Source organism: Rhizobiaceae bacterium, assembly GCA_023953835.1.
In the GTDB taxonomy this organism is placed as follows: Bacteria; Pseudomonadota; Alphaproteobacteria; order Rhizobiales; family Rhizobiaceae; genus Mesorhizobium_G.
Window position 1 is genome coordinate 3,363,735 of record JAMLJB010000001.1, and the last position, 12,591, is coordinate 3,376,325.

15 protein-coding genes are annotated in these 12,591 nt (G+C 62.6%); 8 read left to right on the forward strand and 7 right to left on the reverse strand.

Translation table 11 applies throughout. The features are described from left to right. Window positions 1–43: 43 nt before the first annotated feature. From M9924_15805 to M9924_15820, 4 genes are read right to left on the reverse strand one after another with little or no spacing between them, the layout of a single operon-like run. A complete protein-coding gene (locus tag M9924_15805) occupies window positions 44–541 on the reverse strand; it encodes a hypothetical protein (protein ID MCO5065862.1) in 498 nt (165 codons plus the stop codon). 4 nt (window positions 542–545) lie between these two features. Then, complete coding sequence (locus M9924_15810; GenBank protein MCO5065863.1) at window positions 546–1,271, reverse strand: DUF2259 domain-containing protein; 726 nt, start codon at window positions 1,269–1,271, stop codon at window positions 546–548. Then, window positions 1,268–2,269, reverse strand: a complete 1,002-nt coding sequence (locus M9924_15815) for a P1 family peptidase (protein ID MCO5065864.1) — start codon at window positions 2,267–2,269, stop codon at window positions 1,268–1,270. Before M9924_15815 ends, M9924_15810 begins: the two co-directional genes overlap by 4 nt. Next, on the reverse strand, window positions 2,266–3,348 hold the full coding sequence (locus M9924_15820) for a branched-chain amino acid ABC transporter substrate-binding protein (GenBank protein MCO5065865.1): 1,083 nt from the start codon (window positions 3,346–3,348) through the stop codon (window positions 2,266–2,268). The genes M9924_15815 and M9924_15820 overlap by 4 nt, the downstream gene beginning before the upstream one ends. Before the next feature lie 142 nt (window positions 3,349–3,490). On the opposite strand from M9924_15820, the gene M9924_15825 reads away from it, so the two are divergent. The 7 genes from M9924_15825 to M9924_15855 are packed head-to-tail and all read left to right on the forward strand — an operon-like array spanning window position 3,491 to window position 9,773. Further along, on the forward strand, window positions 3,491–3,985 hold the full coding sequence (locus M9924_15825; GenBank protein ID MCO5065866.1) for a flavin reductase: 495 nt from the start codon (window positions 3,491–3,493) through the stop codon (window positions 3,983–3,985). A 30-nt stretch (window positions 3,986–4,015) separates the two neighbouring features. Beyond that, window positions 4,016–4,945 carry a MoxR family ATPase gene (locus M9924_15830; protein ID MCO5065867.1) on the forward strand — a complete coding sequence of 310 codons (930 nt, stop codon included), beginning with the start codon at window positions 4,016–4,018 and terminating at the stop codon, window positions 4,943–4,945. A gap of 5 nt (window positions 4,946–4,950) precedes the next feature. Next, window positions 4,951–6,186 (forward strand): VWA domain-containing protein, encoded by a 1,236-nt coding sequence (locus M9924_15835; protein MCO5065868.1) that lies wholly within the window; start codon window positions 4,951–4,953, stop codon window positions 6,184–6,186. A gap of 29 nt (window positions 6,187–6,215) precedes the next feature. After that, complete coding sequence (locus M9924_15840; protein MCO5065869.1) at window positions 6,216–6,554, forward strand: XdhC family protein; 339 nt, start codon at window positions 6,216–6,218, stop codon at window positions 6,552–6,554. Window positions 6,555–6,557: 3 nt separating this feature from the next. Further along, window positions 6,558–7,265 carry an XdhC family protein gene (locus tag M9924_15845; protein ID MCO5065870.1) on the forward strand — a complete coding sequence of 236 codons (708 nt, stop codon included), beginning with the start codon at window positions 6,558–6,560 and terminating at the stop codon, window positions 7,263–7,265. Next, on the forward strand, window positions 7,262–8,866 hold the full coding sequence (locus M9924_15850; GenBank protein MCO5065871.1) for a molybdopterin-binding/glycosyltransferase family 2 protein: 1,605 nt from the start codon (window positions 7,262–7,264) through the stop codon (window positions 8,864–8,866). Before M9924_15845 ends, M9924_15850 begins: the two co-directional genes overlap by 4 nt. 37 nt (window positions 8,867–8,903) lie before the next feature. Beyond that, window positions 8,904–9,773, forward strand: a complete 870-nt coding sequence (locus tag M9924_15855) for an alpha/beta hydrolase (protein ID MCO5065872.1) — start codon at window positions 8,904–8,906, stop codon at window positions 9,771–9,773. On the opposite strand, the gene M9924_15860 is transcribed toward M9924_15855, so the two are convergent. Then, complete coding sequence (locus M9924_15860; protein ID MCO5065873.1) at window positions 9,770–10,819, reverse strand: DUF1176 domain-containing protein; 1,050 nt, start codon at window positions 10,817–10,819, stop codon at window positions 9,770–9,772. The genes M9924_15855 and M9924_15860 overlap by 4 nt on opposite strands. A 114-nt stretch (window positions 10,820–10,933) precedes the next feature. Here M9924_15860 and M9924_15865 point away from each other — a divergent pair, with 114 nt between their 5' ends. Continuing rightward, a complete protein-coding gene (locus M9924_15865; protein ID MCO5065874.1) occupies window positions 10,934–11,986 on the forward strand; it encodes an aldo/keto reductase in 1,053 nt (350 codons plus the stop codon). On the opposite strand, the gene M9924_15870 is transcribed toward M9924_15865, so the two are convergent. Continuing rightward, window positions 11,906–12,289 (reverse strand): hypothetical protein, encoded by a 384-nt coding sequence (locus M9924_15870; GenBank protein MCO5065875.1) that lies wholly within the window; start codon window positions 12,287–12,289, stop codon window positions 11,906–11,908. The genes M9924_15865 and M9924_15870 overlap by 81 nt on opposite strands. A gap of 3 nt (window positions 12,290–12,292) precedes the next feature. Beyond that, window positions 12,293–12,523 (reverse strand): DUF1289 domain-containing protein, encoded by a 231-nt coding sequence (locus tag M9924_15875; protein ID MCO5065876.1) that lies wholly within the window; start codon window positions 12,521–12,523, stop codon window positions 12,293–12,295. Window positions 12,524–12,591: the final 68 nt, after the last annotated feature.

The window sequence follows — 12,591 nt, forward strand, 5'->3', positions numbered from 1 at the left end:
ACTTCTGCGTTCGCGGGCGTCCTAACAGAGCAGGCGGCAACGCTCAATGCGGCAGGCGCGAGAACCACGCGGCAGCGGCGAACAATGCACAGAAGCCGAGCGGAAAATAGAGCCTCATGCCAAGCGCCGAGAACTGATAGACGGCTGCCGCTGCGGTGAACACCACTTCCTTGAACCAGATTCTGGTGAAAGCCTCCTCGTGCCACTCGGAATAATATTCCCGATAGTCCAGCGCGTAGAGCAGTGCGGTAATGATTGCCGTGCCCGCGCCGAACCCCACCAGCGCGGCGGCAATCCGTACCTCGGTGCCTTTGCCGCCCGAAAGCCATCTGGCAACGAACAGCCCGATGGGAAATGCGAGCAGGCCGCCGAATGCGAACAGCAACACGACGCGCCAGAGTATCTGCTCCGTTTCCCAGCCGCGCAACAGCGGGGCGGAATAGGCGCTGACCCCCATGAGCAGCGCCCACAGCGGCGCGCCGACCAGCACGGTCCGCCAATCGGGCAGCGCATCGCGCATTGCGTGTGTGCCGACCCTCATGCGGTCAGAGTTTTCCGGTAATTGCAATCCACCGATGGTCAGGACCTTCGAAGCCTTGACGTTCGACCGCAATGAGGACCGCAAGGACCCCATCGCCACCGGTTGGATAGAATGTCTGCACCGCGCCCAGCATGTAACCTGTCGGACAACCCCTGCTTTCCGGCACCTCTTTGTCGTCGTTGAGCGTGGTCGACACGCCAGGTTGATCGGGTGCTAGCTTCAGAAGGCGAAATCCCTCCATGCGCTCGGCGTCGAAACAGTTCTTTGCAGGTGGGAAATCGATCTCCTCAAGCTTCAGCGCGATCTGTTCGTCAATAGGTGGGAAGACCGGTCGCGGCAGGAACACAAACTGATGCGGATCGGCGGAAAGTTCGGTGATTGAGTTGGAAGCTGCCGTGTAGCCTCTGTTTTCATTCAGTTCTTCATCGTCGATGATTTTGGCTCCGCGTTCGGCAGCTTGTGCCCGAGCAGTTGCGACGCTCGTGTTTTCATCGTCAATGCGCACGCGCACCGGCGTATCGGGCAGGTAGGTATCGGTGGCGGTGTCGATGTAGAAACGGTTTGCGTAGGGAAAGCCGGACCCGTCCTGCACGCCATATTCTTCGAAGGCAAAAATCTTTCCGTCCTTGCTGAAGCCCAGGATTTCAAGACTGGCTGCATCGCCTGCGACAGCCGAATTTGACAAGGCGGTCAATGCGAACATCAGGGTGCAAAGCAGGGCATGCTTCATTTCAGATCGCTCCAGCAGGGAAACAGGTCGCCCGGCGCTGCGGTAGCCGAATATACACCACGGGCGATTGCCCGCGACATCACCGCAGCCGCCGCTGCGTAAAACTCCATCGCAGCTTCGCCCGAAAGCTCCTTGCCGGAGGCGCCCGTCGAAAGCGCGAACACCAGATCGCCGTCATAGGGCGTGTGGCTCGGCCAGATGGCGCGCGCGAACCCGTCATGGGCGGAGATCGCCAGCCGCTTGGCGCTCGCCTTGGTCAGCACGGCATCAGTCGCGACAACCGCGATGGTGGTGTTGCGAAGCGGTCTGTCGTCCCGGAATTTCAGCCGGACGCGCGTGGCATCCGCAGGCATGGGGTCAGGCATTCCGAGGCCGCCGAATTCATCGCCGATCTCGAACATCGACGCCCAGAAATGGCGCGTTGCTCCGATATTCGCCGAACCGACCGCGTTGACGGCGGCAAGCGCACCGACCGTCACGCCGCTGTCCAGTACGCAGGAAGCAGATCCCAGCCCACCCTTCAGCCCGACGGTCGTCGCGCCTGTTCCCGCGCCAACGGTGCCCAGCGAAAACGCGCGGGAAGCGTGCTTCACGGCGTCGAAGCCAAGCTCGCGATAGGGCGCGAAGCGTCCCCAGTCCTTGTTGCCGCCGTTCAGCAGGTCGAACAATATCGCAGTCGGCACGATGGGAATGCGCATGCCGCCCACATCGAAGCCGACACCTGCCTCGCGCAGCGCCGTCTGGGCACCGCTCGCGGCGTCGAGCCCGAAGGCCGAGCCTCCCGATAGGACGACCGCATCGACGGTCTCGACGGTGTTGTGCGGTTCCAGCAGGTCGGTCTCGCGCGTTCCGGGCGCACCGCCCAGCACCTGCACTGCGGCCACCGTGGGCCGGTCGCACACGACGACGGTGACGCCGGATTTCAAACCGGCGTCCTGTGCATTGCCGACCCGCAATCCTTCCACATCGGTGATGAGGTTGAGCTTTCCCGCCTTCACTGGCTTGCCTCCACGGGGACGAAATGCGTCCCGTCGAAACGATAGAGACGATAGAGCGGACGCGTCAGGTCGCCGCGCGCGTCAAAGGCGATGTCGCCCAGTATGGTGGCAAAATGCTTCCGCGAAAGCACCGAAGCTGGGTCTTTCGGGGCTTCCTTCACGGCAGCGGCAGCAATCTGCATGGCGGCATAGGAAGGCAGGACATAGCCTTCCGGCACGATCTGGCGCGCGTTGAAGCCTGCGACGACGGAGGGCGCTGCGATCTCCGTCCAGTCGGGAAGGCCGATCATCAGCGTGCCGGCGGCAAGCGGTACGTCCGACTTGTCGCTGCGCAGCACTTCGCCGCCAGCAAACGTCATTTCATTGCCCATCGCCTTGGCGTCCCGCGCCATGATCGCGACATCGCGCAAATTGCCGCCGACGAAAATGCGCTCCGCTCCGGCCCTGCGCAGGCGTCCGACCAGCGCGACCTGATTGTCGAGGTCCGGGCGATAGGTGTCGGTGAACACCGGCTTCAATCCTGCCGCCTGTGCCGCTGCCCTGAATGCCTCGGCCAGTTCCCGGCCATAGATCGTGCCGTCATCGACAATCGCAAATGGTGCCTCGCGCCACAGTTTCGGCAGGAGCCGGGCGACCGCGTCTGCCTCGGCATCGGCGCGGGGAGCAAGGCGAAACACCATCCATCCGGTTTTTTCGCGCGTGTCCGTCAGGCTGTTGAGGCGAACGCCCGTCGTGACCACCGGAATGCGCGCATCCTTGAGCAGGGGCAGGGCGGCTTCCAGCGCCTCGGCGCACAAAAAGCCGACAATGACGCTCGCGCCTCGCGAAATCGCTTCATGGGCCGCAGCCGCTCCACCCTCCGCGCTACACTTGTCGTCCAGCACGAAACCGCCGATCCCGGTCTCGTTCGCGGCCTGCAAAGCGCCGGCCTGGACCTGCGCCCCCAGAATGGCGGTCGGACCCGACAGCGGAGCTATGACGGCTATGGACGGCTGTTGGGCAACGACCGGCGAGACAACACCGAGCAATATGGCAACCAGGGCGATGCATCTGCGCACGATTTTGAGATCCGGGATCATTTGCCGCCACTGGTATCTTCGGTCGCGAAGCACTGCAACAAGGTCGGCGCAAATTTGCCGTTCATGGTTTGCTTGCTGCGCTGCGTATGCGGCCATATATAACGTTCGGATATCGAACCGAATTGCGGCATGGATAAAGCGGTTGCTCAAGAGGTATGAAATCGGCCCTCAGGCCTACCGGGATGCGATGTCGCGTTTTGCGGGCGCGGTCCATGTCATAACCACCGACGGCAAGGCGGGGCGTCGTGGCACGACCGTCATCGCAACATGTTCGGTTTCCGATTCTCCGCCCACAGTTCTCGCCTGCCTGAATCGCGAAAATGCCAGCAACGATCTGTTTGTGAAAAACGGGAACTTTGCGCTGAATACGCTGGCGGCAAGGCACGAGCCGATGGCGGTGGCGTTTTCGGGCGTCACAGGATTGCCTCAGGCCGAACGCTTCGCGCTTGGCGAATGGGACACCATCGAGACCGGCGCGCCGACGCTCAGGGATGCCGTTGCGGTGTTCGATTGCGAGTTGATCGACACCAAGGACGTAGCCACCCATCGTGTGCTTTTTGGCAAGGTGACAGGTCTGCGCATCGGGGATAGCGTTCGTCCGCTCGTCTATCACGAGCGCGGCTATCACGTGCTCTGAATGCCCGACGGCGACAGCCAAGGAACCAGCATGACGCTCACCCCGAAACCCGCGCCCGCCAGCATCGATGAAACACTCGAAATGTTGGCGCGGTCGGATTACGTCGCGGATCGCTCGCTGGCGACGGTGCTCTATCTTTCGCTGAAAATGAAGCGCCCGCTGTTCCTTGAAGGCGAGGCAGGTGTCGGCAAGACTGAGATTGCCAAGGTTCTCGCTTCGGCGCTTGGCCGCAGGCTCATCCGCCTTCAATGCTATGATGGGTTGGACGTCTCCTCTGCCGTCTATGAGTGGAACTATGCCGCGCAGATGATCGAAATCCGCATGGAGGAGGCATCGGGCGCAGTTGATCGCAAGGACATGGAAAAGAACGTCTTTTCCGAAAAGTACCTCATTCGCAGGCCGGTTCTCGACGCCCTGACCGGCAAGACCGGGGCCGCCCCCGTGTTCCTGATTGACGAGCTTGACCGCACCGATGAAGCATTCGAGGCGTTTCTGCTCGAAATCCTGTCTGACTTCCAGGTCACGGTGCCGGAACTCGGCACCATCAGGGCGGAAGAGCCGCCGATCGTCATCATCACGACCAACCGCACGCGCGAGATTCACGATGCGCTGAAGCGTCGCTGCCTCTATCATTGGGTCGACTATCCAGACGCCGGTCGCGAGCTTGAGATCGTGCGGCGCAAGGTGCCCGACGCCAATCGGAGGCTTTCCGAAGAGGTGGTGGCATTCATCCAGAAGCTTCGGCAACTCGAATTGTTCAAGGTGCCGGGCGTGGCCGAGACCATTGACTGGGCGGGCGCCCTGACCGAGTTGGACAAGGTTGCGCTCGATCCCGAAACCGTTTCCGACACCATCGGTGTGCTGCTGAAATATCAGGACGATATTGCGCGCATCGAGCAGGGCGAAGGCCGCCGCATCCTCAAGGAAGTCAAGGCGGAGCTTTCGACGGCGGCGGAGTAGGCGAGATGGCGTCTGCATTTGAAAGCGCGAGGCCCGACGGTCGGCTGGCTGACAACATCGTCTATTTCGCGCGCACGCTGCGCAAGGCCGGAATGCGCGTCGGACCGGCCTCGGTCAAGGATGCAATCGAGGCGGTGCTGACGGCGGGCATAGGCAGCCGCGACGATTTCTATTGGGTGCTGCATTCCGTGCTGGTGACGCGCCACGAGGACCACGCGGTCTTTGACGAAGCCTTCCGGCTCTATTGGCGGTCGCGGGAACTGATCGAAAAGCTGCTGGCGATGTTTTCGCCGGTCGCGCCAGACATGCGCGAAAGGGAAAAGCCGCGCGCGGCCGAAAATCGCGTCAGCGAGGCTATGTTCGAGGGCCATTCCCGGCGACAGCCGCCGAAGGAGGTTCCTGAAATAGAGATCGACGCCCGCTTCACCACATCGGGCAGCGAAGTGCTGCGCGCGAAGGATTTCGCCCAGATGACGGCGAAAGAAATCGCTGACGCAAAGATCGCGATTTCGTCCCTGCAACTGCCCTTCGACACGGTGCGAACGCGGCGCTTTCGTCCAGATTCCTCGGGGCGCTCGATTGATCCGCGCGCCATGATGCGGGCCGCCGCGCGAACCGGCGGGGTGCTGGTGCTGCCAAAATTCCGGTCGCACCGCGAGGTGCATCCGCCACTGGTCGTGCTGGCCGACATTTCCGGCTCGATGAGCCAGTACACGCGGATTTTCCTGCACTTCATCCACGCGCTCACGGAAAAGCGGCGGCGCGTGCACACATTCGTGTTCGGAACCCGGCTGACCAATCTCACGCGGCAGATGCGCCATCGTGACCCCGATGCCGCGCTTGCCGATTGCGCGCAGGCCGTGCGCGACTGGTCCGGCGGCACGCGCATTGGCGACACTTTGCACGAATTCAACCGGCTCTGGTCTCGCCGGGTGCTGGGGCAGGGGGCTATCGTGTTGCTCATCACCGATGGGCTGGAGCGCGACGATGTCGGCAGGCTGGCCGAGGAAACGGAACGGCTGCACAAATCCTGCCGCCGCCTGATTTGGCTCAACCCATTGCTGCGGTTTGAAGGTTTCGAGGCGCGCGCCCGGGGCGTGCGCGCCATACTTCCCCATGTGGACGAGTTCCGCGCCGTCCACAACCTTTCGGCACTCTCGGACCTCGTGGCGTCGCTGGACAAGAGCGCGAGCCGTGAGGCCGACCCGCGCCGATGGCTTGGCAACCGGCACGCGGCATGACCATATTCAGCGCGAAGGAGCAGACAGCCATGCAAAATGCCATCTATCTCGATGCCGAACGCGACCCGTTGCTCATCGCGGAAAGCTGGATGAAGGAAGGGCGACCCTGCGCCGTCGCGACGGTCGTCGAAACCTGGGGTTCGGCGCCGCGACCTGTCGGTAGTCATCTGGTCATCGACGCGGAGGGCAATTTTCAGGGTTCGGTGTCGGGCGGTTGCGTCGAGGGCGCGGTGGTTTCTGAGGCAGTCGACGTTATCTCAGACGGCAATCCGAGAATGCTGGAGTTCGGCGTTGCTGATGAGACGGCGTGGCAAGTCGGCCTGTCCTGCGGCGGACGTATCCGCGTCTATGTCGAGCGGTTGGGCTGAGCGATGGACCCCTATGTCCTCAAGACCCTGAATGCGGAGCGGCTTGCGCGCCGCGCCGCAGCCGTCATCACCGATCTGGATGATGGGCGCGACCGCATCGTGCGCGAAGGCGACAAGGTCGTGGGCGACCTCGGTGAAGCGCTTGCGCGCGCGTTCCGCACCGGCCAGTCGGCGACGGTGCAGGCCGAGGGCCGCCACTTTTTCGTAAATGTTCATCTGCCCAGCCCCCGGCTCGTGGTGATCGGAGCGGTCCATATCAGTCAGGCGCTGGCGCCCATGGCGCGGATTGCCGGCTTCCCCGTTGAAATCATCGATCCACGCACGGCATTTGCCACGCCGGAGCGTTTCCCTGAGGTGGCGCTTGCGGCGGAATGGCCTGAGGACGTGCTGAAAACCAATCCGCTCGACAGCTACACGGCGCTTGCGGCCCTGACGCACGATCCCAAGATCGACGACTTCCCGCTCAAGGCTGCCCTTGAAGCAAATTGCTTCTATGTGGGAGCGCTCGGCAGCCGCAAGACCCATGCAAAGCGCGTCGAGCGTCTCGCGGCTTTGGGACTTGCTCCCTCGCAGATCGAGCGCATCCACGCGCCCATCGGGCTTGACATCGGAGCATCCAGTCCCGCCGAAATCGCGGTCGCGGTGCTGGCTCAGGTGGTCCATGCGTTCCGCTCGCGCGGCCTTGCCGTGCAGGCTGGAGTTGCAGCTTGAAATTCGGACCGGTCCCGCTCGAAGAAGCGGAAGGGGCCATCCTTGCGCATTCCGTTTCCGCCGGCGGGCGGGCTCTGCGCAAAGCGCGCCGTCTCTCGGCCGAGGACATCGTCGATCTCGGGCAGGCAGGTGTTGAGACCGTCATTGTTGCTCGCATGGAGCCGGGCGACATTGATGAAGACAAAGCTGCTCAGGCGCTGGTCGAGGCGATGCGCTTCTCGGGCATCGAGGCCAAACCACCCGCCACGGGCCGGGTCAATCTCCACGCCCGTCATGCAGGCGTTTTCGTGGTCGATGAGGCCGCAATAGACGCGTTCAACGCGGTCGATCCGGCGATAACGATTGCGACGCTTGCACAATACGCTCCCGTCGAGCCCGGGCGTATGGTGGCGACGGTCAAAATCATTCCCTATGCCGTCACTGAAAGCGCCGTTGAACGTGCGGCGCAAACCTTGCGGGACCGGTCGGTCTTTGCCGTCCATCCCTATCGCAGCCTGTCTGTTCGCCTGATCCAGACGACGCTGCCGAGCGTCAAGTCGAGCGTGCTGGACAAGACGGCGCGCGTCACCGAAACCCGCCTCGCGCGGTCGCAAAGCCGTCTGGCGGGCGAAACCCGCGTCCCGCATGAGAGCGGCGCGGTGGCGGAGGCTCTCGCGAGCGCCGGGGAGAACGGCGACATGGTGCTGATCTTCGGCGCATCGGCGGTGAGCGATTTCGAGGATGTGGTACCCGCTGCGATCCGTGCAGCGGGCGGCGAGGTTATCCGTACCGGCATGCCCGTCGATCCCGGAAACCTGCTGGTGCTCGGTCGATTGAATGGCAAGCCGGTTATCGGTGCACCGGGATGCGCGCGCAGCCCCAAGGAAAACGGATTTGACTGGGTGCTCGACCGGACATTGGCCGGCCTGGAAATTACCGATGCCGACATCGCGGGCATGGGGGTGGGCGGATTGCTTATGGAAATCGCCAGCCGCCCGCAGCCGCGCGAGACCGTCAAGGCGGCAGCGGCGGTTCCCGCGATCCTGCTCGCGGCGGGACGCTCGAGCCGCATGGGCGGTCCCAACAAGCTGCTGGCGGAATTTGGCGGCAAGCCGCTGGTGCGCGTCATGGCGGAGCGCGCGCTCGCTTCGCGCGCTGGCGATGTCGTCGTCGTCACGGGCCATGACGACCGCCGCGTGGCGGCAGCGGTTCATGGCTTGAATGTTCGCCTGCGACACAATCCGGCCTATATGGACGGACTGTCCTCCTCCCTCAAGGCGGGCGTCGCCGCGCTGCCTGCGGACGTGGCCGGGGCGCTGGTCGTCCTTGCCGACATGCCCGGTATCGCGTCGGCCGACCTTGACCGGATGATCGCGGCGTTTCGAAACGAGGGTGGGCGATCGATCGTCCGCGCCACGCACAATGGCAAACGCGGCAATCCCGTCATCCTCCCGCGCAGCCTGTTTGCTTCAGTCGCCCTGCTGGAAGGAGACACCGGCGCGCGCCATCTGATCGAAGCGGGAGACGCACCCGTCATCGACATCGAGCTGGGCGAGGGCGCCTCCCTCGATGTGGACACGCGCGATGCCCTTGAGGCGGCGGGCGGCGTGCTACGCGGCTGAGGTTGACACGCTGCCGCCAGACAGGCACGCATCGCCCATGATCCGACGCATCGCATGTTTCATTGCTCTGCTGGCGCTGTTGACTACCGCGACCGCCGCACAGACGCTTGCGCCCTTCAAGGACGATCTGTTCGCCTATCCGGCCACGCTCTCAGAAGCCGATGGCGGCGCCTATCGCGTCGTGGACTATCGCGAGCAGCGTGACGTGAACGGGCGCGACGAAGTGCCGGAGCGGCGCGTGCGCAAGGAATATGTTTCGCTTGGCGTGCGCAGCCAGCAGAAGGAGATGAAGCTGGAGTCTCCTGTCGGTCCTTTGCGTTTCGTTGCGGTCGGAAAGCAGGAAAACGCGTCCATGATTGTGCTCTATCTGCACGGACAGGGCGGCAGCCGCGTGCAGGGTGTCAACGATTTCACCTTTGGCGGCAACTTCAATCGGGTGAAAAACCTCGTCGCCAAGGCAGGCGGCCTCTACCTTTCTCCCGATTTCAAGGATTTCGGCGACGGCGGCGCAAGCCAGGTCCGCGAGATCATCCTGCATTTTTCGCAATTGTCGCCCAAAGCGCCGGTCATCGTCGCGTGCGGGTCAATGGGTGGAATGCTGTGCTGGAAGCTTGCCTCTGACCCAGAGGTCGCTTCGCGGCTGGGCGGGCTTTTGCTGCTCGGTTCGCTGTGGGATGACAGCTTTTTCAATAGTCCCGCATATAAGCGCAAGGTGCCGGTGTTTTTCGGCCACGGCAGCCGCGACACTGTGTTCGCCGTCGAGAAACAGGAAGCATTCTATCGCAAATTGCGTGGAAAATCCGGTGCTTATCCAACACGGTTCGTCCGCTTTGAGAGCGGCACGCACGGAACGCCGATTCGCATGAGCGATTGGCGGGGCGTGCTTGACTGGATGATCAACAACTAAGGCGCGCTGTCGTAGTCGATAACCGTCACCGGGTTTATCTCGCCGTCATAGCTCGCATCTACGTCATATTTGACCAGCACGAAGCGGCCATTCTTCAAGGCCCAGATGCCGCTCGATGATGCGTCGCCGATGCCGCGCCATTTGTTCATGGCGGTCAGCCTTCCCGTTGCCGCATCGAACTCGGCGTTGACGAGTTGGTCAGCAACCTCGAAGCCGCTGACCGTGATGGAATCGACCGCACTTTCCGTGTTGCCTTCTTCCGCATAGCGAATGTCCATCGTGGGTGTTGCAAAGCCGAGCTGCCGCATCCCGGCAAGCTCATCCCATTGGTAGTAGATTGTGGACAGGTTGTAGGCGCCCATCAGGCACGGAAAGGAGATCAGCCGCGCAATGCGCTCCGGATCGCTGTCCGCATCGGATTCCTCCCTGAAACGTATCGTGTAGTCCTGCACCCCATCCTCGGGCAGTCCGGTTTCCCGGTTGATCCGGTCGCAGGCCGGCGCGTTGGTGGCGATGAAATCAGCCTTTGCCTCCGCGAGAATTGAGTCGTCGCCTGTCGACTGCGCTCCTCCGCAACTGGCGGGAAGCGCTTCGGCCAATGGTTTGTCCGAAGGCTTGAGTTCGCCCTTCTCGATATGCAGCGGTGTGAAATTGACATCCTGCACCTGCGGATTTGCAAGGCGGGCGGTGTAGCAACCCGCAAAGACCATCGTCGATCCATCCGCCGAAGTCGCCTCGATCGCTACCGGCAGGGTGTAGAAAACGCTACCGGCAGCGCCCTCGTTTTCGGTCGCGCCGAATGCGAGCTGTATGCTCTCGGTGCTGCTGTAACCCTTGGCATAGGCGTCGAGGTCGGGGGCTGGTTTCTGCTCGCCATAGTAGGACCAGGCCCGCGCATATTCCTTGCGGTTCACCGCATTGTAAAGCGAACGCACAATGGCAGAGACGCTTGATCGGTCGTCCACATAGGACTGCTCCTGAGCAAAGACCCGCGCGGGAAGCGCTGCGAGCGCCATGCCTGTAAACAAGACCGTTTTCAACACCATGGCTTTCTCCGCTTGAGATCGACGAAGAGAGGTGACGAATGTGGCGACGCAGTGGCGCTTGCACCTCGTGCGATCACGACATACTGAAAGGACATTCAGCGCGGGGATTCTCATATGAAAATGCGCCGTCTCGGACGCACGGACCTTATTGTGTCGCACACCTGCCTCGGCACCATGACATGGGGCCAGCAAAACACTGAGGTCGAAGGTCACGCCCAGCTTGATCTCGCGTTCGGAAGAGGCGTCAACTTCCTCGACACCGCGGAGATGTACCCGATCCCTCCCAAGGCAGAAACGCAGGGGCGCACCGAGACCTATATCGGCAACTGGTTGAAGGCGCGCGGGAATCGCGACCGGGTCATCGTCGCGTCCAAAGTCATCGGCAGGACCGCCAATGAATGGCTTCGCGGCGACCGTCCCTCGCGGCTGGTTCGCGCCGACATCATGGATGCGGCGGAAAAATCGCTGCGCAGGCTCCAGACCGACTATATTGACCTTTACCAGATCCATTTCCCGGAACGGCGCGTGCCATGGGGCGCAAATCCCACCCGCACGGGCGAATGGCCGGCGCCCCGCGACGCGGACGAGACGCCCATTCCCGAGACGCTTTCGGTCATGGATGAGTTGGTGAAATCGGGAAAGATCAGAAATTTTGGACTGTCGAATGAAAGTTCGTGGGGAGTGATGCGATTCATCGCGGAAAGCGACAAGGGCGTCGGGCCGCGTGTCGCGACCCTTCAAAACGCGTACAATCTGGTGAACCGCACATTCGAAGTGAACCTGGCCGAGGTGAGCGACCGCGAGAATGTGAGCCTGCTCGCCTATTCGCCGGTCGCGCAGGGCTACCTCACCGGCAAGTACGACCACGGCGCACGTCCGCAAGGTTCACGCACCCAACTCTTCAACCGCGGCCAGCGCTACCAGACCCCCAACGCGGCGGAGACGTTGCTCGCCTATAATGAGCTTGCCCGCGAGTTTGGCATGGAGCCGGCACTGTTCGCGAATGCGTTCGTGCACAGCAGGCCGTTCGTGGCGTCCAACATCATTGGAGCCACCACCATCGGCCAACTCGAAATGGCGCTCGACTCAGCCGAAGTGGAGTGGACGTCCGAAATGCAGGCTGCTGTGGATGCCATCCACCAGCGATGCGGAAATCCCTGCCCCTGAGGCCGGTGGAAGCGGTCGGTCAGCCGGGAACAACGGCTCCCCCGTATAGAGCTTGTAGCCGACCACCAGCCCGATCACGATTGCCAGCCAGAGCGCAACCTGCACCAGCATGTTGCCGCCCGGCCTCGCGCGCGAGACGACGGCCATCCCCACGACGAGGGCAATCGCCCCCAGATAGATCAATTGCGCGAAATCATTATTGTCCAGCCCAAACGTGCGGCCAGCCCGGTCATTGAGCATGAGCAAGATGGCGCCGCCACCGAGCACAGCGAGAATGATCGCAAGAACCCGGTCGGAGCGCATCGATCAATCCTGACTTGCCGCGCCGCGCTCACGCGCCATGCGCGCCCGGCGCGTTTCGCGCCTCGGCTTGCGTTCGACGGTCGCGAGTCGCGCCGGAAGTTCACTCATGATGGCGCGGCGGCGTTCGCTTGCCATGTCGATCCAGCCGGCTATCTCGTCGCGCGTGCGCCCGCACCCGAAGCAGTATCCGGTGCGTTCGTCAATCGAACAGACAAGAATGCAAGGCGATTCCATGGCGACGACGCTTTTCCTTCTGCACATCAAATGGGCCAGCTTGCGGTCCGATGCAAGCCGATTGGCTA